The sequence below is a fragment of the Pseudomonas sp. M20 genome, from assembly GCF_045037865.1.
Lineage (GTDB): Bacteria > Pseudomonadota > Gammaproteobacteria > Pseudomonadales > Pseudomonadaceae > Aquipseudomonas.
The window spans coordinates 1,306,654-1,333,014 of sequence record NZ_CP173611.1; the positions used below are offsets into that span (position 1 = coordinate 1,306,654).

The 26,361-nt window shown below is 57.7% G+C and carries 28 protein-coding genes and 4 tRNA genes; 21 read left to right on the top strand and 11 right to left on the bottom strand.

Translation table 11 applies throughout. The features are described from left to right. The first annotated feature begins 76 nt into the window (after positions 1-76). Positions 77-790 (top strand): FadR/GntR family transcriptional regulator, encoded by a 714-nt coding sequence (locus ACI514_RS05920; RefSeq protein WP_160058704.1) that lies wholly within the window; start codon positions 77-79, stop codon positions 788-790. Between the two features lie 92 nt (positions 791-882). Beyond that, positions 883-1,113: a hypothetical protein gene (locus ACI514_RS05925; protein ID WP_160058703.1), complete on the top strand. Its 231-nt coding sequence runs from the start codon at positions 883-885 to the stop codon at positions 1,111-1,113. A gap of 125 nt (positions 1,114-1,238) precedes the next feature. On the opposite strand, the gene ACI514_RS05930 is transcribed toward ACI514_RS05925, so the two are convergent. After that, the gene (locus ACI514_RS05930; RefSeq protein ID WP_405123277.1) at positions 1,239-2,135 is read right to left on the bottom strand and encodes a DMT family transporter; all 897 of its coding nucleotides are present in this window, start codon (positions 2,133-2,135) and stop codon (positions 1,239-1,241) included. A 101-nt stretch (positions 2,136-2,236) separates the two neighbouring features. Here ACI514_RS05930 and ACI514_RS05935 point away from each other — a divergent pair, with 101 nt between their 5' ends. Next, positions 2,237-3,103: a LysR family transcriptional regulator gene (locus tag ACI514_RS05935; RefSeq protein ID WP_160058701.1), complete on the top strand. Its 867-nt coding sequence runs from the start codon at positions 2,237-2,239 to the stop codon at positions 3,101-3,103. A gap of 282 nt (positions 3,104-3,385) precedes the next feature. Here the strand turns inward: ACI514_RS05935 and yegQ are convergent, their stop codons facing one another. Continuing rightward, a complete protein-coding gene (yegQ, locus tag ACI514_RS05940) occupies positions 3,386-4,717 on the bottom strand; it encodes a tRNA 5-hydroxyuridine modification protein YegQ (RefSeq protein WP_405123278.1) in 1,332 nt (443 codons plus the stop codon). A gap of 155 nt (positions 4,718-4,872) precedes the next feature. Between yegQ and ACI514_RS05945 the strand changes: the two genes are divergently transcribed. Continuing rightward, a complete protein-coding gene (locus ACI514_RS05945) occupies positions 4,873-5,934 on the top strand; it encodes an AI-2E family transporter (protein WP_160058699.1) in 1,062 nt (353 codons plus the stop codon). Here ACI514_RS05945 and ACI514_RS05950 read toward each other — a convergent pair. From ACI514_RS05950 to ACI514_RS05960, 3 genes are all read right to left on the bottom strand, one after another. Further along, positions 5,931-6,113 (bottom strand): hypothetical protein, encoded by a 183-nt coding sequence (locus ACI514_RS05950; protein ID WP_123450964.1) that lies wholly within the window; start codon positions 6,111-6,113, stop codon positions 5,931-5,933. The genes ACI514_RS05945 and ACI514_RS05950 overlap by 4 nt on opposite strands. A gap of 98 nt (positions 6,114-6,211) precedes the next feature. Then, the gene (locus tag ACI514_RS05955) at positions 6,212-6,406 is read right to left on the bottom strand and encodes a hypothetical protein (RefSeq protein WP_016984641.1); all 195 of its coding nucleotides are present in this window, start codon (positions 6,404-6,406) and stop codon (positions 6,212-6,214) included. 230 nt (positions 6,407-6,636) lie between these two features. Continuing rightward, positions 6,637-6,996: a hypothetical protein gene (locus ACI514_RS05960; protein WP_007917357.1), complete on the bottom strand. Its 360-nt coding sequence runs from the start codon at positions 6,994-6,996 to the stop codon at positions 6,637-6,639. 256 nt (positions 6,997-7,252) lie between these two features. On the opposite strand from ACI514_RS05960, the gene ACI514_RS05965 reads away from it, so the two are divergent. Beyond that, on the top strand, positions 7,253-8,071 hold the full coding sequence (locus ACI514_RS05965) for a shikimate 5-dehydrogenase (protein ID WP_405123279.1): 819 nt from the start codon (positions 7,253-7,255) through the stop codon (positions 8,069-8,071). A gap of 222 nt (positions 8,072-8,293) precedes the next feature. After that, positions 8,294-8,812, top strand: coding sequence for a cupin domain-containing protein (locus ACI514_RS05970; protein WP_160058697.1), 519 nt, complete (start codon positions 8,294-8,296; stop codon positions 8,810-8,812). Positions 8,813-8,947: 135 nt separating this feature from the next. Here ACI514_RS05970 and ACI514_RS05975 read toward each other — a convergent pair whose 3' ends face one another. Then, positions 8,948-9,595, bottom strand: a complete 648-nt coding sequence (locus tag ACI514_RS05975; protein WP_160058696.1) for a YceH family protein — start codon at positions 9,593-9,595, stop codon at positions 8,948-8,950. Positions 9,596-9,720: 125 nt separating this feature from the next. Here ACI514_RS05975 and ACI514_RS05980 point away from each other — a divergent pair, with 125 nt between their 5' ends. After that, positions 9,721-10,230, top strand: coding sequence for a DUF1993 family protein (locus ACI514_RS05980; protein ID WP_034154670.1), 510 nt, complete (start codon positions 9,721-9,723; stop codon positions 10,228-10,230). A gap of 241 nt (positions 10,231-10,471) precedes the next feature. Here ACI514_RS05980 and sstT read toward each other — a convergent pair whose 3' ends face one another. Continuing rightward, positions 10,472-11,704, bottom strand: coding sequence for a serine/threonine transporter SstT (sstT, locus tag ACI514_RS05985; RefSeq protein WP_160058695.1), 1,233 nt, complete (start codon positions 11,702-11,704; stop codon positions 10,472-10,474). Between the two features lie 338 nt (positions 11,705-12,042). Between sstT and ACI514_RS05990 the strand changes: the two genes are divergently transcribed. After that, entirely contained in the window at positions 12,043-13,206 is a 1,164-nt protein-coding gene (locus ACI514_RS05990) for an MFS transporter (RefSeq protein ID WP_405123280.1), read from the top strand. Here the strand turns inward: ACI514_RS05990 and nhaR are convergent. Further along, on the bottom strand, positions 13,201-14,100 hold the full coding sequence (nhaR, locus tag ACI514_RS05995; RefSeq protein WP_160058694.1) for a transcriptional activator NhaR: 900 nt from the start codon (positions 14,098-14,100) through the stop codon (positions 13,201-13,203). The genes ACI514_RS05990 and nhaR overlap by 6 nt on opposite strands. A gap of 133 nt (positions 14,101-14,233) precedes the next feature. Here nhaR and ACI514_RS06000 point away from each other — a divergent pair, with 133 nt between their 5' ends. Continuing rightward, positions 14,234-14,476, top strand: coding sequence for a hypothetical protein (locus tag ACI514_RS06000; protein ID WP_160058693.1), 243 nt, complete (start codon positions 14,234-14,236; stop codon positions 14,474-14,476). 29 nt (positions 14,477-14,505) lie between these two features. Then, positions 14,506-15,255, top strand: coding sequence for a TerC family protein (locus tag ACI514_RS06005; RefSeq protein WP_016986876.1), 750 nt, complete (start codon positions 14,506-14,508; stop codon positions 15,253-15,255). Between the two features lie 254 nt (positions 15,256-15,509). On the opposite strand, the gene ACI514_RS06010 is transcribed toward ACI514_RS06005, so the two are convergent. After that, positions 15,510-15,686 carry a hypothetical protein gene (locus ACI514_RS06010; RefSeq protein WP_174244461.1) on the bottom strand — a complete coding sequence of 59 codons (177 nt, stop codon included), beginning with the start codon at positions 15,684-15,686 and terminating at the stop codon, positions 15,510-15,512. A gap of 234 nt (positions 15,687-15,920) precedes the next feature. Between ACI514_RS06010 and ACI514_RS06015 the strand changes: the two genes are divergently transcribed. The 3 genes from ACI514_RS06015 to ACI514_RS06025 all read left to right on the top strand — a co-directional run bounded on the left by ACI514_RS06015 (position 15,921) and on the right by ACI514_RS06025 (position 17,108). Next, a complete protein-coding gene (locus ACI514_RS06015; protein ID WP_160058692.1) occupies positions 15,921-16,592 on the top strand; it encodes a peptidase C39 family protein in 672 nt (223 codons plus the stop codon). A gap of 90 nt (positions 16,593-16,682) precedes the next feature. After that, the gene (locus ACI514_RS06020) at positions 16,683-16,889 is read left to right on the top strand and encodes a DUF6021 family protein (protein WP_077573693.1); all 207 of its coding nucleotides are present in this window, start codon (positions 16,683-16,685) and stop codon (positions 16,887-16,889) included. Positions 16,890-16,901: 12 nt separating this feature from the next. Beyond that, positions 16,902-17,108, top strand: coding sequence for a hypothetical protein (locus ACI514_RS06025; protein ID WP_160058691.1), 207 nt, complete (start codon positions 16,902-16,904; stop codon positions 17,106-17,108). A gap of 53 nt (positions 17,109-17,161) precedes the next feature. On the opposite strand, the gene pbpG is transcribed toward ACI514_RS06025, so the two are convergent. Further along, positions 17,162-18,100, bottom strand: coding sequence for a D-alanyl-D-alanine endopeptidase (gene pbpG / locus ACI514_RS06030; protein WP_150693856.1), 939 nt, complete (start codon positions 18,098-18,100; stop codon positions 17,162-17,164). Between the two features lie 230 nt (positions 18,101-18,330). Then, entirely contained in the window at positions 18,331-19,185 is an 855-nt protein-coding gene (folD, locus tag ACI514_RS06035; RefSeq protein WP_038362797.1) for a bifunctional methylenetetrahydrofolate dehydrogenase/methenyltetrahydrofolate cyclohydrolase FolD, read from the bottom strand. Positions 19,186-19,460: 275 nt separating this feature from the next. On the opposite strand from folD, the gene ACI514_RS06040 reads away from it, so the two are divergent. The 8 genes from ACI514_RS06040 (at position 19,461) to lon (ending at position 26,335) form a co-directional block, all read left to right on the top strand. Beyond that, positions 19,461-19,537, top strand: a tRNA-Arg gene (locus ACI514_RS06040). A gap of 32 nt (positions 19,538-19,569) precedes the next feature. Next, positions 19,570-19,645, top strand: a tRNA-His gene (locus ACI514_RS06045). 56 nt (positions 19,646-19,701) lie between these two features. Continuing rightward, a tRNA-Leu gene (locus ACI514_RS06050) sits at positions 19,702-19,786 on the top strand. A gap of 77 nt (positions 19,787-19,863) precedes the next feature. Then, positions 19,864-19,939: transfer RNA gene (locus ACI514_RS06055), tRNA-His, on the top strand. Positions 19,940-20,339: 400 nt separating this feature from the next. After that, the gene (gene tig / locus ACI514_RS06060; RefSeq protein ID WP_007917329.1) at positions 20,340-21,650 is read left to right on the top strand and encodes a trigger factor; all 1,311 of its coding nucleotides are present in this window, start codon (positions 20,340-20,342) and stop codon (positions 21,648-21,650) included. A 93-nt stretch (positions 21,651-21,743) separates the two neighbouring features. Continuing rightward, a complete protein-coding gene (gene clpP, locus ACI514_RS06065; protein WP_007951559.1) occupies positions 21,744-22,379 on the top strand; it encodes an ATP-dependent Clp endopeptidase proteolytic subunit ClpP in 636 nt (211 codons plus the stop codon). 112 nt (positions 22,380-22,491) lie between these two features. Beyond that, a complete protein-coding gene (gene clpX, locus ACI514_RS06070) occupies positions 22,492-23,775 on the top strand; it encodes an ATP-dependent Clp protease ATP-binding subunit ClpX (protein ID WP_003223632.1) in 1,284 nt (427 codons plus the stop codon). A 163-nt stretch (positions 23,776-23,938) separates the two neighbouring features. Beyond that, entirely contained in the window at positions 23,939-26,335 is a 2,397-nt protein-coding gene (gene lon, locus ACI514_RS06075; protein WP_160058690.1) for an endopeptidase La, read from the top strand. Positions 26,336-26,361 lie beyond the last annotated feature (26 nt).

Here is a 26,361-nt window from a genome sequence, read left to right on the forward strand (position 1 = left end):
TTAAGGCGCTAGAATCAGTCCCGTCAGCCAGCCTCGCAATGCTACGATCGACAAGCCCCGATCACCGGAACCGACCATGCAAGAAGATATCGACGCTCCTGCTCGCAAACGTGCGCACAACCTCGCCCATGACTTGGTGGAGAAGCTCACCCAGAGCATCCTGCTCGGTCAGCTGACGCCCGGCGATAAACTGCCCTCGGAAAATTCCATCGTTCAGGAACACGGCGTCAGCCGCACGGTGGTGCGTGAGGCGATTTCCAAATTGCAGGCTTCGGGACTGGTGGAGACGCGCCACGGCATCGGCACGTTCGTCATCGAGCGCGCGCCGGAGCAGGGCTTGCGCCTGAATGTCGATACCGCGCTCGGCGTGCGCAGCATTCTGGAATTGCGTCTGGGCCTGGAAACCCAAGCGGCGGCGTTGGCAGCGCAACGTCGCACGGAGCCGCAATTGCTGCAAATGCGTCAGGCGCTCGACGACTATCAAAGTCTGCTGGATAACAACGACAGTTGTGTCGAGGCGGATCGACGCTTTCATCTGCTGATTGCAGAAGCCACGGGTAACGTCTGTTTCAGCGAGATCATGCAGCACCTGGGCAGTGCGATGATCCCGCGTAACCGGATCAATGCTGCTGAACGTGGCGCGGCGGATTTGAGCAAGCTCGGGCAACTGGCCCATCTGGAGCACGAGGCGATTCTGAACGCGATCAAGCGTCAGGATGCGGATGCCGCGCGCGCTGCAATGTGGCTGCACCTGACCAACAGCCGCGACCGCTTTTCCGCGCGGGGTTGAGCGCCGCTCGTCTGTTCGATAGCACGCCGCCAACCGGCCTGATTCCAAGTTGTACGGCCCGGGTTTTCCGGACCTCCTTGGTGAGGTGTGTCATGGCTAATGATTTGCTGTTTCAGGGCGGTGTGCTGCCGACCGATCCGACCCGGCCGCTGCCTGGTACCGATGAACCGACCTTGGCCGATCACGATGCACCGATGGGAATGCCCCCCGGGCGTGATCCGCTGAGCGATGCTGATCGTCCCGAAGACTGGCAGGATCCGGCGGCTGATGACGATGTACCGCCGGCGGATGAGCCGACGCCGTTGTCCGATGATCGGCGCTGAACCTTGGTTTTTCGCTGGATTTACCGGCCCTTTCGCGAGCAGGCTCGCTCCCACATTGGAACGCATTTCCCTGTGGGAGCGAGCCTGCTCGCGAAGACGGCATACGCTTCAGAACAGATTTCAGATCAGACCCCGGCAGCCCTAACCACCCCAACCCGCCGCTCCAGATTCAACGCCAACACACTGATCAACACCACCACGGAGCCCACCAGCACCAGTAACGTCGGCCGCTCAGCCAAACCAACCGACGCAATCGCCATCGCCGTCGGCGGTATCAGATACAACGTCATTGTCGCCCGACTCAGATCCACATGCTTGAGCACAAAGCCCCAGGCCAGATAGGCCAGCGCACTGGGAAATACGCCCAATGCCAACACCGCCCCTTGCGCCCGCAGCGGCGCATTCAGCACAGCTTGACCCAGCCCAGGCAGATAGATCAGCAGCATCAACGTCCCCGACCACACCGCATAACAGGCCAGGCTGAAGCCGTCGTATCGCCGCGCATGATGTTTTTGCAGGGCGAAGTAAACGCTCCATGACACCGCCGCCAACAGGATCAGCAGGGCATGCGCATCAATGTCGCCCAAGCCCTTGTCGCCGCTGACTACGATCACCACGCCAACAAAACCGAGCAACACACAACCCCAACGCCAGGCGCTGACCTGATCCTTGAACACGAACCGCGCCAGCAGCGTGCTGAACAGCGGACTCGATTGCGCCAACACACTGGAAGCCCCGGCACTGACGCTTTGCTGGCCGATGTTCAGCGCGACATGATGCAGGCTCACGGCGAAGAAACCCAAAGCGAACAACAGCGGCACATCACGCAGGTGTGGCAGGCGAACGCCTTTGAAGGCAGCAATCAGCGCCATGAACAGCGAGGCCAACAGAAACCGCAGCAACGCCAGATGTCCGGGAACGTAGGCTTGCAGACCAATGTGAATGCCGGTCGGTGAATAGGCCCAGCAACCGACGACAAATGCCATCGCCAGGAGGATTTTCAACGGGGAAGGGTGCGGCATGATCGGGCGCTCGGTGGTGTTGATACGCCGAGTATCCGGGCGCCCGATCATTCGCCACAACTGACTTATACTGCGCTGAATGCTCACTCAGAGTGATTGGTATGGAACTGGCACAAATCCGTATGTTCAAGACTGTGGCCGAGGTCGGCAGCATCGCCCGGGCGGCGGAAAAGCTGTTCTGCGTGCCGTCGAACATCACCGCGCGGATCAAGGCACTTGAGGCCGAGTTGGGCGTTGCACTGTTTCTGCGTGAGGGTCGCGGGTTGCGCATCAGCCCGGCGGGGCAGACGTTTCTGGTCTATGCGGAAAAGATTCTGGCGCTGACCGTCGAGGCCAAACGCGCAGTCGATCCTTCGGCCGAGCCGTCCGGGCCGTTGCGTATCGGCGCGATCGAATCCTCGGCGACCGGGCGCTTGCCGCGCTTGCTGGCGAAATTTCACCAGCGCTATCCGCAGGTGGCGCTGGAACTCACCACGGGCACTTGGGGGCAATTGCTCGACGACACCGTCAGCCATCGTCTCGACGGGGCGATTGTCGCGGTGGATGTCGAGCGTTCGCAGCTCAAGCGCACGCCGATGTATCGCGAAGAGCTGTTGTTGATCGCGTCGACCTCGTTTGGGCCGGTACGCGGCATCGATGATCTGCAGGACAAAACCGTGTTCATGTGGCCGCAGGGTTGTCCGTATCGCGCGGCGCTGGAGCATTGGTTGTTGCGTCAGGGCCAGGCGTTGCCGATTGTCAGTCTGGCCAGTTATGGCGCGATTGTCGGGTGTGTGAGTGCCGGGGCGGGGGTGGCACTGGTGCCCAAGGGCGTGTTTGAGCAGTACGCGAAAGGGGCCGGGTGTGTGGGGTATGAATTCCCGGAGCTGACGGCCGTCGACAACTTGTTTTACTGGCATGAAAACGCCGGGGTGCATCCGGCGCGGGAGGCGTTTGTGGCGATGTTGCGGGAGGAGTTTGTTGCTTGACAAAGGCTACCCTCATCGGAACGCCGCCCGCCCAGCCCTCTCCCAAAGGGAGAGGGGGCCGACCGAGGTGTCTCGGGTTATACGCCGACCTGAACAATCGAGTCGATTATGGATTCAGCCAAGCTGTACGACCGAGTCGATTATGGATTCAGCCAAGTCCAGTGTGCTTGATCGGAAGAGTTCATTATGGATTCGGCGCAGTACGTTCAGGTCGGTGGATCTCTCCAATATCCCCCAATCAGTCCCCTCTCCCTCTGGGAGAGGTCTAGGGTGAGGGGCTTCTCAGGCACCCCGCAGATCCCGCATCAACAACCCAAACCGCAAATCCACCCCCTCCGGAATCGGCACATAAACCGTATGCCCATCCCCCGGCGCCACCTCGATCGCCTCACCCTTGAGGCTCTGCAACTCATGCAAATCAAAATGAAAATTGCCTGCGGGCGTCATCAATTCCAGATGATCACCCAGTGCAAAGCGATTCTTCACCTTGACCTCAGCCAGCCGATCCCGTCGCTCCCCCGTCAGCTCACCCACGAACTGCTGACGCTCCGAAACCGAGCTGCCATTCTGATAATTCTGATACTCGTCATGCACATGCCGACGCAGAAAACCCTCGGTGTAGCCACGCTGCGCAAGTGACTCCAAGTCCGTCATCAGGCTGCGATCAAACTCACGCCCGGCCACAGCATCATCTATCGCCCTTCGATACACCTGCGTGGTGCGTGCGCAATAGAAGTGCGATTTGGTTCGGCCCTCGATCTTCAATGAATGCACGCCCATGCGCGTCAGGCGCTCGACGTGTTGCACCGCGCGCAGGTCCTTGGCGTTCATGATGTAGGTGCCGTGCTCGTCTTCGAAAGCGGGCATCAATTCATCGGGGCGGTTGGCTTCCTGTAACAGGAACACCTGATCGGTCGGCGCGCCGAGGCCCAGGGTCGGCTCGGGCTGAAAGGTCTGAACGATTTCGCCTAGCTGATTTTCCGTGGCCTCTTGCGCCGAGTATTTCCAGCGACAGGCGTTGGTGCAGGTGCCCTGATTGGCATCGCGCTTGTTCATATAGCCCGAGAGCAGACAGCGCCCGGAATAGGCCATGCACAGCGCGCCGTGAACGAACACTTCCAGCTCCATGTCCGGCACCTGTTCGCGGATCTCGCCGATTTCTTCCAGCGACAATTCCCGCGACAGGATGATCCGGCTCACACCCTGCTGCTGCCAGAACTCGACACTCGCCCAGTTCACCGTATTGGCCTGCACCGAGAGGTGAATCGGCATCTGCGGAAAGTGCCGACGCACCAGCATGATCAGCCCCGGGTCGGACATGATCAGCGCATCCGGCGCCATCCCGATGACCGGCGCCAGATCCTTGAGGAAAGTCTTCAGCTTGGCGTTGTGCGGCGCGATGTTGACCACCACGTAGAAGCGCTTGCCCTTTGCCTGGGCCTCACCAATGCCCAGCGCGAGGTTGGCGTGATCGAACTCGTTGTTGCGCACCCGCAGGCTATAACGCGGCTGGCCCGCGTAGACCGCATCGGCGCCATAGGCGAAGGCGTAGCGCATGTTTTTCAGGGTACCGGCGGGGGCGAGCAATTCGGGTGCGGTGAGGATCAAGGTCATGGCGGTGTCGGTCGCAAAAGCGCGGCAAGGTAAGTCAGATGCGGCGAGGGTTTGTTGATCTGGATCTATGCTCCATGAATAAAGATGGCACTCGTGCACGCCGCGGCTGACTAAGGAGCGGGGCGTGCATGACGCCTGACTGACATGGACCGGACATGAACGAAAAGAGTCTTCAATTCAAATCCCTGACCGTGCTGCTGGTGCTGGTCACGGTGGCCTTCATCTGGATCCTGTTACCGTTCTACGGTGCGGTGTTCTGGGCGGTGATCCTTGGCATCCTGTTTGCGCCGATGCAACGCAAGTTGCAGGCGAAATTCGGCTGGCAACGCAACCTGACCTCGCTGTGCACGTTGAGCATCTGTCTGGTCATCGCGATTCTGCCGGTGATCATCGTCAGCGTGTTGCTGGTGCAGGAAGGGGCGACGGTTTACAAGAATATCGAAAGTGGTGAGCTGGACATTGCCGCGTACCTGGCGCAGTTCAAGCACAGCTTGCCGCCGTACTTTCAGCACTTGCTTGACCGCTTCGGCATGGGCGAACTCAATGGCCTGCGCGAGAAAATCGTCAAATCGGCAATGCAGGGCAGCCAGGTGCTGGCCAGCCAGGCATTCAGTTTTGGTCAGGGCACATTCGAATTCGTGGTGAGTTTTTTCATCATGCTGTATTTGCTGTTTTTCTTTCTGCGTGACGGCGCCGAACTGGCGCGCAAGGTGCGCACTGCCGTGCCACTGGAGGAAGGTCACAAGCGGCGCTTGCAGTTGAAGTTCAACCGCGTGGTACGGGCGACGGTGAAGGGCAATCTCGTAGTCGCGGTGACTCAAGGCGCGCTGGGCGGAGCGATTTTCTGGTTTCTCGACATCCCCAGCGCATTGCTGTGGGCGGTCTTGATGGGGTTTCTGTCGTTGCTGCCAGCGGTCGGCGCGGGGATCGTCTGGGCGCCGGTGGCGGTGTATTTCCTGCTCAGCGGGATGATCTGGCAAGGCGTGGTGCTGGGCCTGTTCGGGGTATTTGTGATTGGGCTGGTGGACAACGTGCTACGGCCGATTCTGGTGGGCAAGGACACCAAAATGCCCGATTACCTGATTCTGATCTCGACCCTGGGTGGTCTGGCGGTATTCGGCCTGAATGGCTTTGTGATCGGGCCGCTGATCGCCGCGCTGTTCATGTCGAGTTGGGCGCTGTTCGCCGAGACCAAGCCCAAGGTGCAACTGCCTTAAGCGTGAAAAGGCTCGCTGACGAGTTTTTGCGACAGTGCCTGCGCGGCGGGCAATGAGGTCAGCGGGCCGCTGATGGCTTCGCCGTCGCGCATCAGATACCAGCAGGCGAGCAAGCCCGATGCCCTGAGCGAGGCGGGAACAGCGCTACCGATAACGGACATGATTTGAACCTGAGCCATGACGAGTACCTCCATCTAACAATGGAGCTACCTTAGAGATTCGTCGCTTCTACGGACAATCAACGCTTTCGATAGTGGTCATTGATGCCATTGAGGCTTCAGTCGACCACTTGATCGAGCATGTGCATGACTTCGCGTTCGTTGAGCAAACCTTTGTGCACCAGATTCTCCGCCAGCAGCGAAAGAAACTTGGCGCAGCGATGGCCTTCCAGGTGCTTGAGTTCGGTCAGCGCGCTGTACACCTTGCTGGAGGTGCACAGACCGACAATGCGGTGCGGGTTTTGTGTTGGCATACAGTCGTCCTTGTTGTTATCAACCTGTTGTTTACGGACGGATTCAGATTGCGGTTCCGTCATGACAAATAAATGACCGTTTTATGGAAAAGTACATTACGGTCAATCAATCATGCCGACTTTAGCCGGTGAAACTGTCCTCACAGCGACCTTGGCGAGATTTTTTCAGACGTTGGCCGACCAACGGTCATAAAAAAGCCCCGCTATAAAAGCGGGGCTCTGTGTTTCGGTTACCAGCGTGGGCCACCGTAGTAGCCATGTGGCCGGCCGTAATAACCGCGAGGCGGGCCGTAGTAGACGGGGGCCTGTTGAATGTAAACCGGTTGCTGCACATACACCGGTGCCGGCTGGTAGTAGACCGGTGGTGGCGGCTGCTGCACGTAGACCGGTTGCGGCTGAACATAAACCGGCTGTTGTTGCACATACACCGGCCGATCCTGATTGATCAGTGCCGAGCCGATGATGGCCGAGCCGACGATCGCGCCAAACACCGCAGGGCCTTGCCAGCCGTGGCCACCACCGGCTTCTGCCTGACCTGTGACAGCGAGTGCGCCAATCAACAAGGCCAGAATGGGGAGTTTACGAATCATGATAAGTCCTCGGTTCTTCGACCCGGCGGCAGGGCCTGCACCAGGCCCACAGTTGTCGCGGGGATACTTCTAAGACAGCGAAATTCTGAAAATCAGCACAGCCGCTGGGTAAATTTTGTGTAAGGTCTGTACCGGCTTCTTTACCGGGCCGTGCAAGGGCCACAGAACACGTTTAAAACAGGCCTCTATGATCGTTCAGAACCCGATGGGCTGGCTAATCCCGTCTATCCGAAAGTGCGTTTGAAGGAGAAGTTTCATGCAGATGAACCCGAACAAAGACACCCAGCTGTGCATGTCCCTGTCAGGGCGGCCAGGCAATTTCGGTCTGCGTTTTCATAACCATTTGTATGAGCAGTTGGGCCTGAATTTCTACTACAAGGCGTTCAGCAGCCAGGACCTGACCGGCGCAGTCGGCGGCATTCGCGCCTTGGGCATTCGTGGTTGCGGCGTGTCGATGCCGTTCAAGGAAGCGTGCATTGCGCTGGTCGATGAACTGGATGCGTCGGCGGCGGCGATCCAGTCGATCAACACCATCGTCAACACCAACGGCCATCTCAAGGCTTACAACACCGATTACATTGCCATCGAGCAGTTGCTGAAAACCCACGCGGTGCCCAAGGAGTCGACCTTCGCCCTGCGTGGCAGCGGCGGCATGGCCAAAGCGGTGGCCAGCGCCTTGCGCGATGGCGGTTATAAAAACGGTTCGATCGTCGCCCGTAACGAGCGCGCCGGGCGTGCATTGGCGGATTCGCTGGGTTATCGCTGGCAGGCGGAACTGGGCGAGGAGCGCCCGCAGATGCTGATCAATGTGACGCCGGTGGGTATGGACGGGGGGCCGGAGGCGGGGCAGTTGGCGTTTGCGCCTGAAGTTATTGCAGCGGCCGAGACGGTTTTTGATGTGGTGGCGATTCCGTCGGAAACTCCGCTGATCGTGCGCGCTCGGGCCGAAGGTAAAAAGGTGATTACCGGGCTGGAAGTCATCGCGATCCAGGCGCTGGAGCAGTTTGTGCTGTACACAGGCGTTCGGCCGAATGAAGAGCAGTTTGCGGCGGCGGTAGCGTTTGCCCGGAGCTGATTCTTTGTTTTTGCGTTGATCTGGCGGGCCTCTTCGCGAGCAAGCTCGCTCCCACAGTTGAATTTTTGTCATACACAGATTGTGTGTTCGCTGTAGATTCCCTGTGGGAGCGAGCCTGCTCGCGAAGGATGCGACGCGGTTTCACGCCGGCCATCAATGCCTATACTGCCTCCCCAGCAAGCACAGACTTGCCCACCACAAAAACCGTGACCGAGGCTCCCCATGCACCCACCTATTCTCAACCTGCATCAGGTCGAACTCGAACCCCTGCCCGAAGCCCTGGCCCCGGAAGGCGAAACCGCCGGGCGCTATCAGCAGCGCATGGCCCGTATCGGCCAGCAATTGGGATCGCAAAAACTCGGTTATCGCCTATATGCGCTACCACCGGGCATGCGTGGCAGCCCGTTTCACAGCCATCGGGTCAATGAGGAGATGTTCTACGTGGTGGCCGGGGAGGGCGAGGTGCGTCTTGGCGCCGAGCGTTTTCCGATTCGCCAAGGTGACGTGATCGCTTGCCCGCCGGGTGGGCCGGAGCAGGCGCATCAGATCATCAATACCAGCTCGGGCGAATTGCGATATCTGGCCGTGAGTACACAGCAGCAGCCGGAAATTTGCGAATACCCGGATTCGAACAAGTACGCGGTGATGGATAACTTTCAGGTGGATGCCGAAGGTAATACTTCAGGCTTTGTCGCTGTGGCGCGGCAGAAGGATGGCGTTGATTACTGGGATGGTGAATAACCCCAGGATCTGAAACCTGATGAATAACCCCTGTGGGGGCGAGCTTGCTCGCGAATAGGCCGTGTCAGTTACATCATCGTTGGATGACACACCGCATTCGCGAGCAAGCTCGCTCCCACAATAAAACGGTGGTGGCTATTCCAGACGGGCCAGGCGTTCTTCCAGTGCCGCGATCCGCGCCTCCAGCTCTTCGATGCGTTCAACCGAAACGCCACTGCTTGCACCGCGATCCGAAGGATTCTGCCGCGCCGCCATGATCACCTCGATATCCGCCGGATCACCCAGCGCATGGGTGTAACGATCTTCACGTTGCCCGGCCTGGCGCGGAATCAACACGGCCAACCCCCGCGCAATCAAACGCTCAAGCTGATGCACCACCTGCTCGGTGTCTTCAAATTCATGCATGCGCCCACTGCGGGTCAGCAGTTCATTGATGGTCTGCGGGCCGCGCAGAAACATCAATCCGCTGAGAATCACCTGCGCCGGCACCAGCTCCAGCGCCTTGTCGACCTTGTGCTCCCAGCGGTCGGCGCGACTGCCCATCACCAGCTTGGCGAAACCGCGACCTTCGAGCGCGCGCAAACTCTGGCCGACCTGACCCTGAGTCAGGTTCATCACCGGTTCGCGGCTGGTTTTCTGATTGCACGCCGTGACCAGTGCATTTAGGGTCAGCGGATAGGTTTCCGGGCTGGTCGCCTGTTTCTCGATCAACGAGCCGAGGATGCGGATTTCCGCGGCGTTGAGCCGTGGCTCGTCGAAGGTGGATTCTGGTTCTGTGGTCATCGCGCGTTCCCTCTGCAGTCGAAGGCGCCTAGCCTAATCCTTGCCAAACAAAAGGCAAGCCGTGTGGTCATCAAGCATGGCTATAATCGCCTCCTTGTTCCACCCAGCCACCACACGAGACTGCCATGACCATTTCCCTGTACGCCGCATCCGTCCCGGTTTTTCAACAAATGCTCAACGCTTTGAGCGATGTACTGAAAAAGGCTGAAGCCCACGCCACCGAGAAAAACATCGACCCGAACGCGTTCCTGCAGGCTCGTCTGTACCCGGACATGTTCCCGCTGACCCGTCAGGTACAGATCGCCGTGGACTTCGCTAAAGGCGTTTCCTCGCGTCTGGCTGAAGTCGAAGTGCCGAAGTACGACGATACCGAAACCACCTTCGCCGAGCTGCAAGCCCTGATTGCCAAGGTGCTGGCCTACATTGGCGAGATCAAGCCAGAGCAGATCGATGGCAAGGAAGGCATCGAAATCGTTACTCGTCCGGGCACCCCAAAGGAAAAACGCTTCAGCGGTCAGGCTTACCTGCTGACTTACGGTCTGCCGCAGTTCTTCTTCCACGTCACCACCACTTATGCGTTGCTGCGTCATAACGGTGTTGAAGTGGGCAAGCGTGATTACATGGGCGCGTTCTAAAAAGTCAAAGCCCTCACCCTAGCCCTCTCCCAGAGGGAGAGGGGACTGACCGCGTTGTTGGTTCGGGATACGCTGACCTGATCTATCGAGTCGAACTCAAGACTTGAAGGCGACGAAGATCGGCTCCCTTTCCCCCTCGCCCCCCTTGGGGGGAGAGGGTTGGGGTGAGGGGGGAAAGATCTCAGCCACAAAAAAGCCCGCCCGGGTTCACACCTCGGCGGGCTTTTCATTGCAGCAATTGTTACGCAGTGCGCTGGGCTTTTGCTTCTTCCCCCAGGCACGCCGCTGCGGTAAACAACACATCAGTCGACGAGTTCAGCGCCGTCTCTGCCGAATCCTGCAGCACCCCAATAATGAAACCGACCGCCACCACCTGCATGGCAATCTCGCTCGGAATGCCAAACAGGCTGCACGCCAAGGGAATCAACAGCAACGAACCACCGGCCACACCCGAAGCGCCACAGGCACAAATCGCGGCGACAACGCTGAGCAGAATCGCGGTAGGAATGTCCACGGCAATACCCAATGTGTGCACGGCAGCCAGCGTCAATACGGTAATGGTGATCGCCGCACCGGCCATGTTGATGGTCGCGCCCAGCGGGATCGACACCGAATAGGTGTCTTCATGCAGACCCAGGCGTTTGCTCAATTCCAGATTCACCGGAATATTCGCTGCCGAACTGCGGGTGAAGAACGCGGTGATGCCGCTTTCACGCAGGCACTTGAGGGTCAGCGGGTACGGGTTGCGACGCAGCTTCCAGAACACGATCAGCGGGTTCATCACCAGCGCCACGAACAGCATGCAGCCGAGCAGCACGGCCAGCAGATGCGCGTAACCGATCAGCGCGCCGAAACCGGAGGTGGCCAGCGTCGATGCCACCAGGCCGAAAATGCCCAGCGGTGCAAAGCGAATCACCACGCGCACGATCAAGGTCACGCCGTTGGACAGATCACCGAGCACTTCGCGGGTGGTGTCGCCAGCATGGCGAATCGCGACGCCCATGCCGATTGCCCACGCCAGAATGCCAATGAAGTTGGCGTTGATGAGTGCATTCACCGGGTTATCCACGACGCTCAGCAACAGGCTCTGCAACACTTCGGCAATGCCCCCTGGTGCGGTCACCGCGACGTTATCGGTGGACAGCACCAGATGCGACGGGAACGCCATGCTCGCGACCACGGCCACCACTGCTGCGGCGAAGGTGCCCAGCAGATAGAGGAACAGAATCGGGCGGATGTGGGTTTCCTGGCCGTGTTTGTGGTTGGCAATGGAAGCCATCACCAGCACGAACACCAGGATCGGTGCGACAGCTTTCAACGCCGACACGAACACTTTGCCGATGAACGCGGTGTCTTTTGCCAGTTGCGGGGCAAACATCGCCAAGGCAATACCGGCGATCAGGCCGATGAGGATCTGTGTGACCAGGCTCAGGTTCTTGAGGCGGTGCAGTAGAGAAGGGGATGAAGCAGTCATAGCGGCATCTCTGATTTTTTATAGGGTGCAGGGGTTGCGTGATAGCGATGGCAAAACGGGGGCAGACCACCGCCACGCACCGAAAGTGTTGAGGCGACATCAACGCCATTAAACCGGCCGCTGAACAGGTTGTACGTTTTTCAGGGCGGGGACTTTATCACAGCGTAGGCCTTATCCTTCAGGCCTGTGACGATCTGCCACCGGAGTTGTCGGCAAGATAGACAGGTTTGGGCAAGTCAGCCCGGACACACTCTGTTAAGATTGCGCATCCTTATTTTCAAATTTCGCCAGCGGGCCTCCGGGTCAACGCTGGTGTCGTCGTTTTGCTGGAGTTGCGCATGCTGTTGCCCATTCTTCTGTTGTCCGCTGCCGGGTTCACGGTGCTGACCACGGAATTCGTTATCGTCGGCCTGTTGCCGGCGATTGCCCGAGACCTTGAAGTCACCATTCCGCAGGCCGGGTTGCTGGTGACTCTATTCGCTTTTACCGTGGCCATGTTCGGGCCTTTCCTGACCGCATATTTCGCCCGCTTCGAGCGGCGCAAGCTGTTTATCAGCATCCTGATCATGTTTGGTCTGGCCAATACCGTGGCGGCGCTGGCGCCAAACATCTGGGTGATGGCGATTGCCCGGTTGATCCCGGCGCTCGGTCTGCCGGTGTTCTGGGCTTTGGCCAGTGAAACGGCAGTGGACATCGTCGGTCCGGATTTCGCCGGCCGCGCGATCGCCAAAATCGGTTTCGGCATCGTCTGTGCGACGGTGTTTGGCATCCCGGTCGGCACGCTGATTTCTGACGCGTTCGGCTGGCGCAGTGCCTTTGGCATTCTTGCGGTCATCGCTTTTGCCAAAGCCTTGCTGCTATTTGTTTACCTGCCGAAAACCAGTCTGCACCAGCATCAGGTCAGCTTCCGTTCGCAATTCAAGATCCTGCGCAGCCCGTTGATGATTGGCCATATCCTGCTGTCGATTCTGGTGTTCAGCGGTATGTTCACCGCTTACACCTATCTGGCCGACATTCTTGAGCGCCTCGCCGGTTTCAACGGCACTGTGGTGGGTTGGTGCCTGATGGCCTTCGGTGCGGTCGGGCTGATCGGCAACTCGCTGGGCGGTCGTGCGGTGGACCGCCATCCGCTGGGGGCGTCGGTGTTGTTCTGTGCGTTCATGATTGCCGGCATGGTCTCGCTGGTACCGAATATTCACTCACCGCTGGGGCTGGCAGTGGCGATGGGGATCTGGGGCATTACCCAGGCTGCGTTGTTCCTGGTCAGCCACGTGCGGCTGATGAAAGCCGCGCCCGAAGCGCCGGCGTTTGCCGCCTCGTTGAACATCGCTGGGGCCAATCTGGGCATCGGTCTGGGCGCTATCGTCGGAGGCCGGGTCATCGACAGCGCGGGTCTGGGCTTCCTCGGCTTTGCCGCCGCCGGATTCATCTTGCTCTCGGTGTTCCTCGCCATGGTGCTGATGACGCTCAAGCCGCGCGAAATCTGCGCCGAGGCCTCATAACGCGGTAAACAGCTCGCGTCGGGCACCTTCGGTAATCGCAACGATGCCGGGGTGCTTGACCTTGCGCTCCACCGAAATGGCATAGAACGACTCGGTCACCGCATCGGTCTGACCAATCAGCTCGACGCCGTACTGGCGCCTCACTTCATCGGCAATCACGCTCGGGCCAATAAAAATCCCGCTGCCGGATTGGCCGAAGGCCTGCATCAACGCACTGTCATCAAACTCGCCGACGATTTGCGGCTGAATCTGCTGTTCGGCAAACCAGCGCTGCAAGCGACTGCGTACCACGGTTTCCGCGCCGGGAATCAATAGTGGCGCGCCGTGCAGGCTGCGCGGGAAATCCTGACCGTATCTGGCTGCCAGTTCCGGGGTGGCGAAGAAACTGATCCCGCATTCGCCGAGCTTCTGGCTGTAGCCTTTGATGTCGAGGTGCGAGGGCATCGGGCTGTCGGAGATCACCAGGTCCAGACGCTGGATGGCCAGATCGGCGAGCAACCGTTCCAGTTTGTCTTCGCGGCAGGTGATGCGCAGCGGTTCATTCAGCTCCATGGTCGGCGCGATCAGGCGATAGACGATGGATTTCGGCACTACGTCGGCGACGCCGACGCGGAACAGGATCTGCTGTTCATTGGGTTGTGCGCGCAGCATCAGTTCCAGTTCGCCGCCGAGCTGGAACATCTGCTCGGCGTAGGGTAGGGCTTGTCGGCCAGCCTCGGTCAATTCCAGTTGCCGGCCGACTCGTCTGAATAACTCGATGCCATACGTCTGTTCGAGCAGGGAAATCTGCCCGCTGATGGTTTGTGGGGTCAGATTCAGTTGCTCGCAGGCGCGCACGATGCTGCCGGTCTTGGCTACGACCCAGAAGTAATGCAGTTGTCGGTAATTGAGCATGACGGTCTACAGTTCGTGAAAACCGAAGTATAGCCGCTAAAAATACGAATTTTCCTGAAGTGTTGATCTCCCTAGAATGCCCAGCCATCGACGGCCGGTCTGTGAGCCTGTCTGTTCATTCGAAGGAAACCTTATGAAATACACAATCCCAGCATTGATGTTTACGTCTTTACTGCTTTTGGCCGGTTGCGATCAGGCCGAGAAAAGCGCCCAGCAATTGATGGGCAAAGCGGCCGAAAGCGCCAAGCAAGCTATCGACGACACGCACAAGGCCGCCGAACAAGCCCTGAGTGATGCCACTGGCGGACTGATCGAGAAAAAAGAAACACCGGAAAAAGACTCGGAACAATCCGAATCTTCCTCCAAGACCATCTAATTCGTCTTACACAGAGTCAGGACTGACCCATGGAATATCTGTTACAGCTCGCCGCCAGCCCCACCGCTTGGGTTGCTTTGGCCACATTGGTGGTGATGGAAATCGTGCTCGGCATCGATAACCTGATCTTTATCTCGATCCTGACCAACAAGCTGCCTAAGCAATATCAGCAGAAGGCGCGCCGCATCGGTATCGGCATGGCGTTGATCCTGCGTCTAGCGCTGTTGAGCACCATCGCCTTCATCGTGCAACTGACTGCGCCGGTGATCGAAATCCTGGGTCAGGCGTTCTCCTGGAAGGACATGATCCTGATTGCCGGTGGTCTGTTCCTGGTCTGGAAAGCCACGACCGAGATCCATCACAGCATGGATCCGGCACCGGAAGATCCAAAGTCGGCGACCTCGACGGTTACCCTCGGTTTTGCCGCTGCCATTGGCCAGATCCTGATGCTCGACATGGTGTTCTCGATCGACAGCATCATTACCGCGGTCGGCATGACTGAACACTTGCCGATCATGATCATCGCGGTGGTGGTGTCGGTACTGGTGATGCTGTTCGCTGCTGAGCCGCTCGCCAAGTTCATCAACGACAACCCGACTGTGGTGATGCTGGCCCTGGGCTTCCTGATCATGATTGGTATGACCTTGATCGCTGAAGGCTTTGGCGCCCACGTACCGAAAGGTTATGTGTATGCGGCGATGGCGTTCTCGGCTTCGATTGAAGTCCTGAACATGATGTCGCGTCGGGCGAAGCAGAAGAAGCTGGCTGAGCAGGTGTAACCGCCAGTAAGCCAAAAAGGCCGCTTGAACTCAGTTCAAGCGGCCTTTTTTCATTTCGGGTTTTCTATATCCGGTAAAACCAGCCCCTCACCCCAGCCCTCTGCCGAGGGAGAGGGAGCCGATCTGTGTAGTTTTCGAACCTGAGTTCGGCTCGATATTTCAGGTCGGCGTAACTCGAAAAGACAACCTGATCAGTCCCCTCTCCCTCTGGGAGAGGGCTAGGGTGAGGGGCTTTTCGCTTTTGACGTTAATCCTCAATGCGAATGCGCAGTCGCGTGGCGTACCCGGTGCTCCTCGGCTTTCTCAACCGCAGCAGGCTGCACCGAATGGTGATGGTGGCGCCGCGAAATCCGCAGCACCCCCCACAACATGGCGGCAGCCACGGCCAGCCAGCCGGCAATCAACATCACAATAGTCATGGTCAGGCTCATCAGTGCCTCCTCTTCGCCCTGCATCGGGCGCCCACTTTTTCAATTCGCTCTGTTTCAGTGACAGTCTAGACAATGGGGTGTTTCAGGCTATTGACCAAAGGTCGCTGGTGACCAATCAGTTTGCTCTATGCAATTGATGGGTCTGCCGCTTAAGGCTATACCGCAGCCTGGCGCGGCCCTATGATCGCAGGCGTTGCCGGAACACGATGACCGGCGTCTGAACAGAGAGTAACGATGGTGCAGGTATTTTCTCGAATTCGTGTGGCGCTGCTGCTGGCCGGGTGCGCGGCCATGTTGGCCGGGTGTGCAGGCAGTGTCGCGCCTGAGGTCAAGCGTCTGCCGGAGCGGGTCGAACTCAGCGGCACGTTCTATCGCGGAGAAGCCAACCAGAGCGGACCGCAAGTACTGGCCAGCCTGCTTTCGCAGCAGGGCATCGTGATCACCCCGGGCTTGCTGGAAAAACCACTGCATCTGCCGGGTGCCGAGGACAAATTACAGCAGAACCTGCAGAACCTTGCCCGTGAGTACGGCATGGTGGTTTATCCGCTGGACAGCAACCTGCCAGCGCTGTTGACCCAAGTGGCGGCGGGTTATCCGGTGATGGTCCGGTTCAGCGAGGGCTCGGCATTCTGGGCCGAGCCGCGTTACGCGATCCTGTCCGGTTATGACCGCAACAAACAGAAGGTTCTGCTGCGCGCCGGCATGAACCGCCGCGAATTGATGAGTTTCAGTTCCTTTGAGTCGGCGCTGGAAAAGTCTGGTGGCTGGGCCGTGCTGATTCAGAAACCGTCGCAGATTCCTGCTGCCGTCGACCGGCAACGCTGGCTCAAAGCGGCCGATGAACTGGCCCAGGCCGGTCAGGAAAACGAAGCGGCGCAGGCGAAGAAAGCGCTGGCCGCCCACTGAGTCTCCGTTCGTCATTTGCCGGGCACGACTTCGCCCGGCACGCCTCTTACCTTTATAGCCCGTCGTTTGCGGGTGAATCAGGAGGCGAACATGACAGATCCCCAATCCCCGAAAGGCCCACATTCTTCCGAGCACTCTTCGGGTCATGATCTGGGCTTTGATCCGGATTCGCCGGATCTTGATGATCCGCAAGTCGATCCCGTCGGCCCTGCGAAAGCCCCCAAAGACGTGAAGCCCGGCGAAGACGACAAGCAACCGGCCAAGCCGTATGACCCGTTAGCCAATCTGAAACCTTGATGTGAGGTGCGTATGAGTACCGATTCAAGCTTCGATGACCAAAAACCGGACAGCGTACCTACGACGGCGGAGCCAGAGGTTGATCCGGTGCTGGACCCGGACAGCCCGCTGCGTGACCCGATGGCTCGGCCTAATGTGCTGACACCCGAGCCTGCACGGGATCCGAGTGCAGGCGATGGCATTCCCGATGACGACAAGATGCCGCTGCCCAATGACTGATCCGCAGATGAAAAAAAGCCCCGAGGATTCGGGGCTTTTTCTTGTGCGACGGGTTACTTGGAGGCTTCAACCACGCCGCTCTGGCGCGACTTGAGGTTTTTCTCGGCCTTGTATTGCTGAGCCACTGCAGGAACGTTGGCACTCCTGCCAGTTTCCACCCAGCTGCGAATACGGCTGGCATCGGCAAAGTGGGTGTACTTGCCGAACGCGTCGAGAATCACCAAAGCAACCGGGCGATTGCCCATTTTCGTCACCAGCACCAGGCAATGCCCGGCGGGGTTGGTGAAGCCGGTTTTGGTGATCTTGATGTCCCAGTCGGCTTTATTGACCAAGTGATCGGTATTACGGAAACCCAGGGTGTAGTTGGGTTTGCGGAACGACACGGTCTTTTCCTTGGTGGTGGTGAGTTCGCTGAGAAGCGGATACTTATGCGCGGCCACCAGCAGCTTGCTCAGGTCGCGGGCGGTGGAAACGTTACGCTCCGAGAGGCCTGTCGGCTCGACGAAGTGCGTGCTGGTCATGCCCAGCGCTTTGGCCTTGGCGTTCATCGCCGCGATAAAGGCTGCGTAGCCACCCGGATAGTGATGCGCGAGGCTGGCGGCGGCGCGGTTTTCCGAGGACATCAGGGCGATCAGCAGCATCTCGCGGCGCGGCAGCTCACTTTTCAGTTTGACTCGGGAGAACACACCGCGCATTTCCGGTGTGTTACTGATATCGACATTGATCCATTCGTCCATGTTCTGCCGGGCTTCAACCACTACCAGTCCGGTCATCAACTTGCTGACAGAAGCGATCGGCACGATCACGTCAGGGTTGCTGGAGTAGATGACTTTGTTGGTCTGCATATCCATGAGCAGGGCGCTGCCGGAGGCGATCTTCAGGCTCGAAGCGTCACGTGGGGCAGCGGTGGTTTCCGCAGCGTTGATCGTTGGCGTGATGAAAGTGCCTGAAACTGCAAAAAACAGGCTCAGAATCGAAAGACGAATTTTCACGCGGGCGAACTCATAAAAGTTGGATATTCCGTTAGTTTGTAACGGGTTATTTCTTCAAAGCGTCGCATTCTAGGAGTATGGCTGAAGATCTGTCGATGGTTGTTTGAGTGACCTGAAAATCTCGTGAAAAGGCCTGTAAAAAGAGGGGTTTCCGGCGAACGGTTACAGTTTTTTCTCAGGCATGAAAAAACCCGCGCAAGGCGGGTTTTTCTTATTGCTGAAAGTACCGATCAGGCGTGCAGGGTTTCCGCCGCATACAGGGTGTTTTCCAGCAGGCAAGCGCGGGTCATCGGACCGACGCCACCCGGCACTGGAGTGATCCAGCCAGCGCGGGGCAGGGCGGTTTCGTAAACAACGTCACCGACCAGTTTGCCGTCGTCCTGACGGTTGATACCGACGTCGATCACGATCGCGCCTTCCTTGATCCACTCGCCTTTGACCAGACCCGGCTTGCCGGCGGCCACCACCACCAGATCGGCACGACCGACATGGCCGGCCAGATCCTTGGTGAAGCGGTGAGTCACGGTCACGGTGCAACCGGCCAGCAGCAGTTCCATCGCCATCGGGCGACCGACGATGTTGGAGGCGCCGACAACCACTGCGTCCATACCGTAAAGATCAGCGCCAGTGCTTTCCAGCAGCGTCATGATGCCTTTGGGGGTGCATGGACGCAGTAGCGGAATGCGCTGGGCCAGGCGGCCGACGTTATAAGGGTGGAAACCGTCGACATCTTTGTCCGGGCGGATACGCTCCAGCAGTTTGGAGGCGTCCAGATGCTCGGGCAACGGCAGTTGAAGCAGGATGCCGTCGATTGCAGGGTCGTCGTTGAGGCGATCGATCAGATCGGTCAGCGCGTCTTGCGTGGTGTCGGAGGGCAGGTCGTAGGCTTGAGAGAGGAAGCCAACCTCTTCACAGTCTTTACGCTTGTGCGAGACATAAACCTGAGAGGCAGGATCGCTGCCGACCAGGATCACCGCGAGGCCGGGGGTGCGCAGGCCTTGCTGGCGACGCTCGGCAACTCGTTGGGCGATCTGCTGGCGCAGGCTGGCGGCGATCGATTTGCCGTCGATTAGTTGTGCAGTCATTGCGCGTGATTAACCATCGAGAGGGGAAAAAATGAGAACGCATTCTCGCATGTCGAGCGGTGAGGGCAAAGGCGCTTGGTCAGCAAATTCTTCTAACTCCTTTAATTAAATGAATTTTTTTCAAAAAGGATTTGACGACCTTTGGAGCGCTCTATACTATTCGTCGCACTTGTCGGGCACAGCCTAGCACTGGTTAAGAAGGTGAAGCGGAATCAAGGTTCTGCAACACTGGAAAGCACTTAGTTTGTAGTCCTTTAAGAGTACAGATTAATAAGGCGCCCGTAGCTCAGCTGGATAGAGCATCCGCCTTCTAAGCGGATGGTCGCAGGTTCGAGTCCTGCCGGGTGCGCCATTAGGCAGCTTTGGCACAAGTAACGCGATATGGTGGGCGTAGCTCAGTTGGTAGAGCACGGGATTGTGACTCCCGTTGTCGTGGGTTCGATCCCCATCGTCCACCCCATATTTCGAAAGGCGCCAGATGTGACAATCTGGCGCCTTTGCTTTAAAGCTTCACCTGCGGATGTGGTGGAATTGGTAGACACACTGGATTTAGGTTCCAGCGCCGCGAGGCGTAAGAGTTCGAGTCTCTTCATCCGCACCAATTAAAGCTTCATTCATGTCTTCGGGCTGGTGGGGTTTCAACAAAGAAGTTGTTTGGCTTTTTTGTTACGCAATATGGTGGGCGTAGCTCAGTTGGTAGAGCACGGGATTGTGACTCCCGTTGTCGTGGGTTCGATCCCCATCGTCCACCCCATATTTCGAAAGGCGCCAGATTTAACAGTCTGGCGCCTTTTTTGTTTTGCGGTTTTGAAAACCGGCATGGCCGGTTTCCGGACGCAGGAGTAGGGCGCTTCGTCGTATTTATGTTGCTCGATGATGCTGCACTGCTCGCCGGGCTTGCTTGCAAGAACGGCCGTCAGGGAGTGATTGGCAGTCTCTTCTATATATAGAAGCGGTTGGCGCAGAGCCCTGGCGTGATTGGTTGTATTCGCCTGTGGGGCGCGCTGCATTGGTGTAGCGGCCCCGATAAAATGCCTGCTGTTTTTTTACCCGTTTTCAGTAGGGTGACTTCTTGAGTTTGACCCACTAGAATGCATGCCCTTGATTCTGGGGTCGGAAACGGCCGGCTAACGTCTGTGCAACGAGGAATATCCATGCAAGTTTCTGTTGAAAATACTACTGCTCTCGAGCGCCGCATGAGCGTCACCGTGCCGGCTGAGCGCATCGAGACTCAGGTCAACAAGCGTCTGCAGCAGACCGCCCAAAAGGCCAAGATTGCTGGCTTCCGTCCAGGCAAAGTGCCAATGAGCGAAATCAAGCGCCGTTTCGGTGCTGATGCTCGTCAGGAAGCTGTAGGCGACGTGATCCAGTCCTCCTTCTACGAAGCTGTGGTTGAGCAGAAGCTGAACCCGGCTGGTTCGCCTTCGATCGAGCCTAAGTCGCTCGAAGCTGGCAAAGACCTGGAATATGTTGCCGTATTCGAAGTGTTCCCTGAGTTCACCGTTGCCGGTTTCGACGGCATCACCGTTGAGCGCCTGAGCGCTGACGTGGCTGACGCTGACCTGGATAAAATGCTCGACATCCTGCGCAAGCAGAACACCCGTTTTGAAGTGGCCGATCGCGCTGCCCAGAACGAAGACCAACTGAACATCGATTTCGTTGGCAAGGTTGACGGCGAAGTATTCGCTGGCGGCTCCGCCAAAGGCACTCAGCTGGTACTGGGTTCCGGCCGCATGATCCCGGGCTTCGAAGAAGGCCTGGTTGGCGCTAAAGCCGGTGAAGAGCGCGTTCTGAACCTGACCTTCCCAGAGGACTATCAGAACCTGGACCTGGCTGGCAAAACCGCTGAGTTCACCGTGACCGTCAACACTGTTTCCGAGCCTAAGCTGCCAGAGCTGAACGAAGAGTTCTTCGCTCAATTCGGTATCAAGGAAAGCGGCATCGACGGTTTCCGCACCGAAGTTCGCAAGAACATGGAGCGTGAACTGCGTCAGGCGATCAAATCCAAGGTCAAAAATCAGGTAATGGACGGTCTGCTGGCCACCAACCCGATCGAAGTGCCTAAGGCCCTGCTGTCCAACGAAGTTGACCGTCTGCGCGTGCAGGCTGTTCAGCAGTTCGGCGGCAACATCAAGCCTGATCAACTGCCGGCCGAGCTGTTCGAAGAGCAAGCCAAGCGCCGCGTTGTGCTGGGTCTGATCGTTGCTGAAGTGGTCAAGCAATTCGACCTGAAGCCTGACGAAGCTCGCGTTCGCGAAATGATTCAGGAAATGGCTTCGGCTTATCAAGAGCCTGAGCAGGTTGTGTCGTGGTACTACAAAAACGAGCAGCAACTGAACGAAGTGCGTTCGGTTGTGCTGGAAGAACAAGTTGTGGATACTGTTCTGCAGAAAGCTAGTGTGACCGACAAAGCGGTCTCTTACGAAGAAGCAGTCAAGCCGGTAGAAGCACCAACAGCCGACTGATTGATTTTGCGTTAAGAAGTACACACCATAAGCCAGCTCTCGAGCTGGCTTATGCGTATTCAAGACATAACTATTTGGGAGCGACTGCAGAGCATGTTCCGTAATTCTTATATTCAGCAGAACTCTGATATCCAGGCCGCCGGCGGCCTGGTCCCGATGGTTGTCGAGCAATCTGCTCGTGGCGAACGCGCCTATGACATCTATTCGCGCCTGCTCAAGGAGCGAGTGATCTTTCTGGTTGGTCCGGTAGAGGACTACATGGCCAACCTGATCTGCGCGCAACTGCTGTTCCTTGAAGCGGAAAACCCGGACAAGGACATCCATCTCTATATCAACTCTCCGGGCGGTTCGGTGACTGCAGGCATGTCGATCTACGACACCATGCAGTTCATCAAACCGAACGTGTCGACCACCTGCATCGGCCAGGCCTGCAGCATGGGTGCATTCCTGCTGACCGCAGGTGCCCCGGGCAAGCGTTTCTGCCTGCCGAACTCGCGCGTGATGATTCACCAGCCACTGGGCGGTTTTCAGGGCCAGGCGTCGGACATCGAAATCCACGCCAAGGAAATCCTCTTCATTCGCGAGCGTCTGAACACGCTGATGGCCAAGCACAGCGGGCGTACTCTGGAAGAAATCGAGCGCGATACCAATCGCGACAACTTCATGAGTGCAGAAGCTGCGAAGGAATATGGCCTGATCGACGAAGTGATCAACCAGCGCCCAGCTTAAAATAAGCAGCTCAAAATAGGCTTGGTCGGCTTGTCTGATCAGCGGCGGGCTTGAAAAAGCCCGCAATAGCCTTCATCTTGTGTTGCAAGCCTATCGGATTTGGATCGAACGAATGACTGACACCCGCAACGGCGAGGACAACGGCAAGCTGCTCTATTGCTCCTTCTGTGGCAAAAGCCAGCATGAAGTGCGCAAATTGATTGCCGGCCCCTCGGTCTTTATCTGCGACGAGTGCGTCGACCTGTGCAATGACATCATCCGTGAGGAGGTGCAGGAAGCCCAGGCCGAAAGCAGCGCGCATAAATTGCCTTCGCCTAAAGAAATCAGCGGCATCCTTGACCAGTACGTGATTGGTCAGGAGCGTGCGAAAAAGGTTTTGGCCGTAGCGGTGTACAACCACTACAAACGCCTGAACCAGCGTGACAAAAAGGCTGACGACGTCGAACTCGGCAAAAGCAACATCCTGCTGATCGGCCCGACAGGCTCCGGTAAAACCCTGCTGGCCGAAACACTGGCCCGCTTGCTGAACGTTCCGTTCACCATTGCCGACGCAACCACCCTCACCGAGGCAGGTTACGTGGGTGAAGATGTCGAGAACATCATTCAGAAGCTGCTGCAGAAGTGCGATTACGACGTAGAAAAAGCCCAGATGGGTATTGTCTACATCGATGAAATCGACAAGATTTCCCGCAAGTCCGACAACCCGTCGATCACCCGGGACGTTTCCGGTGAAGGCGTGCAACAGGCCTTGCTGAAGTTGATCGAAGGCACGGTCGCTTCCGTACCGCCGCAAGGTGGTCGCAAGCACCCGCAGCAGGAATTCCTGCAGGTCGACACCCGTAACATCCTGTTCATCTGCGGTGGTGCGTTCTCCGGTCTGGAAAAGGTTATTCAAAACCGTTCCACCAAGGGCGGCATCGGCTTCAACGCAGAAGTGCGCAGCAAGGAAGAAGGCAAGAAAGTCGGTGAATCCCTGCGTGAAGTCGAGCCTGACGATCTGGTCAAGTTCGGTCTGATCCCGGAGTTCGTCGGTCGTCTGCCGGTCCTCGCGACGCTGGACGAGCTGGATGAGGCTGCGCTGATGCAGATTCTCACCGAGCCGAAAAATGCTCTGACCAAACAGTATGCCAAGCTGTTCGAGATGGAAGGCGTGGATCTGGAGTTTCGCACAGACGCGCTGAAATCGGTCGCCAAGCGTGCCCTGGAACGTAAAACCGGTGCCCGTGGCCTGCGCTCGATTCTCGAAGGTGTGCTGCTCGATACGATGTATGAAATCCCCTCGCAGTCCGAGGTGAGCAAAGTCGTGATCGATGAAAGCGTGATCGAAGGCAAGTCCAAGCCACTGTATATCTACGAAAACAGTGAGCCGACAGCCAAGGCAGCGCCGGACGCGTAAGTGTCCAGTCTGCTGGAATAAAGAAGGGGCCTTCGGGCCTCTTTTTTTTTATGTCATTTTTTACATCCGCTTTGCGCTTGTTTTTTTTCAAGGCAGCCCCCATCTTGGTTTCAAGCTCAATTCCATCTGATTACGGCCATATGGCCGCCGTAGAGGCGAAATCATGAAGACAACCATCGAATTGCCTCTCCTGCCATTGCGTGATGTCGTGGTTTATCCGCACATGGTTATCCCGCTGTTCGTGGGGCGCGAGAAATCCATCGAAGCCCTCGAGGCCGCGATGACGGGCGACAAGCAGATCTTGCTGCTGGCCCAGAGAAACCCGGCTGACGATGATCCCGGTGAAGACGCTCTCTATCGCGTAGGTACCATCGCTACTGTTCTACAGCTTCTGAAGCTGCCTGACGGCACCGTCAAGGTTCTGGTCGAGGGTGAGCAGCGCGGCACCGTCGAGCGCTTCAGCGAAGTTGACGGCCACTGCCGTGCCGAAGTGTCGCTGATCGAAGAAGTCGATGCCGCCGAGCGCGAATCTGAAGTGTTCGTGCGCACACTGCTGTCGCAATTCGAACAATATGTACAGCTGGGCAAAAAAGTCCCGGCTGAAGTCCTGTCGTCGCTCAACAGCATCGATGAGCCGGGCCGCCTGGTCGACACCATGGCGGCGCACATGGCGCTGAAAATCGAGCAGAAGCAGGAAATTCTCGAAATCATCGACCTGTCGGCTCGTGTCGAGCACGTTCTGGCGTTGCTGGATGCCGAGATCGACCTGCTGCAAGTTGAAAAACGCATTCGTGGTCGTGTCAAAAAGCAAATGGAGCGCAGTCAGCGCGAGTACTACCTGAATGAGCAGATGAAGGCCATTCAGAAAGAACTCGGCGACAGCGACGAAGGCCACAACGAAATCGAAGACCTGAAAAAGCGTATCGACGCTGCCGGTCTGCCGAAAGACGCGTTGGCCAAAGCCACGGCCGAGCTGAACAAGCTCAAGCAAATGTCGCCGATGTCCGCTGAGGCCACCGTGGTGCGCTCGTACATCGACTGGCTGGTGCAGGTGCCGTGGAAGGCGCAGAGCAAGGTACGTCTGGACCTGGCGCGTGCAGAAGACATTCTCGATGCCGATCACTACGGTCTCGAAGAGGTCAAGGAACGTATCCTTGAATACCTCGCCGTGCAAAAACGCGTGAAGAAAATCCGTGGCCCGGTGTTGTGCCTGGTCGGTCCTCCGGGCGTAGGTAAAACCTCGCTGGCAGAGTCGATCGCACATGCTACCAACCGCAAATTCGTGCGCATGGCCCTCGGTGGCGTGCGTGATGAAGCGGAAATTCGCGGTCACCGTCGGACTTACATCGGTTCGATGCCGGGAAGATTGATTCAAAAGATGACAAAAGTGGGTGTGCGCAACCCGCTGTTCCTGCTCGATGAAATCGACAAAATGGGCAGCGACATGCGTGGTGACCCGGCGTCGGCGTTGCTGGAAGTGCTCGATCCAGAGCAGAACCACAACTTCAACGACCACTATCTGGAAGTCGATTACGACCTTTCCGATGTGATGTTCCTGTGCACCTCGAACTCGATGAACATTCCGCCGGCACTGCTCGACCGGATGGAAGTCATCCGTCTGCCGGGCTACACCGAAGACGAGAAGATCAACATCGCCGTCAAATACCTCTCGCCAAAACAGATCGCCGCCAATGGTCTGAAGAAAGGCGAGCTGGAATTCGACGCTGAAGCGATCCGCGACATCATCCGTTACTACACCCGTGAAGCCGGTGTGCGTGGCCTCGAACGTCAGATCGCCAAGGTCTGCCGCAAGGCCGTTAAAGAGCATGCGCTGGAAAAACGCTTCTCGGTGAAAGTGACAGCTGACTTGCTGGAACACTTCCTCGGTGTGCGCAAATTCCGCTACGGTCTGGCCGAGCAACAGGATCAGATCGGTCAGGTGACCGGCCTTGCCTGGACTCAGGTTGGTGGTGAATTGCTGACCATCGAAGCCGCTGTTGTGCCGGGCAAAGGGCAATTGATCAAGACCGGTTCGCTGGGCGACGTGATGGTCGAATCGATCACTGCCGCACTGACCGTTGTCCGCAGTCGTGCGAAGAGCCTGGGTATTCCCCTGGACTTCCACGAGAAGCGCGACACGCACATCCACATGCCGGAAGGGGCGACCCCGAAGGACGGCCCTAGCGCTGGTGTGGGCATGTGCACGGCGCTAGTGTCGGCATTGACCGGTATTCCGGTGCGCGCTGATGTGGCCATGACTGGCGAAATTACTTTGCGTGGTCAGGTGCTGGCGATTGGCGGTCTGAAGGAAAAACTGCTGGCGGCTCACCGCGGCGGAATCAAGATCGTGATTATTCCGGAAGAGAACGTGCGTGATCTGAAGGAGATTCCTGACAATATCAAGCAGGATCTGCAGATTAAACCGGTTAAATGGATTGACGAGGTCCTGCAAATTGCGCTGCAATACGCGCCGGAGCCCTTGCCGGATGTGGCCCCGGAGATAGTTGCCAAGGAAGAAAAACGTGAGTCTGACTCTAAGGAAAGAATTAGCACGCATTAATACGCTTTTGCCTGGGGGGCTTCCTT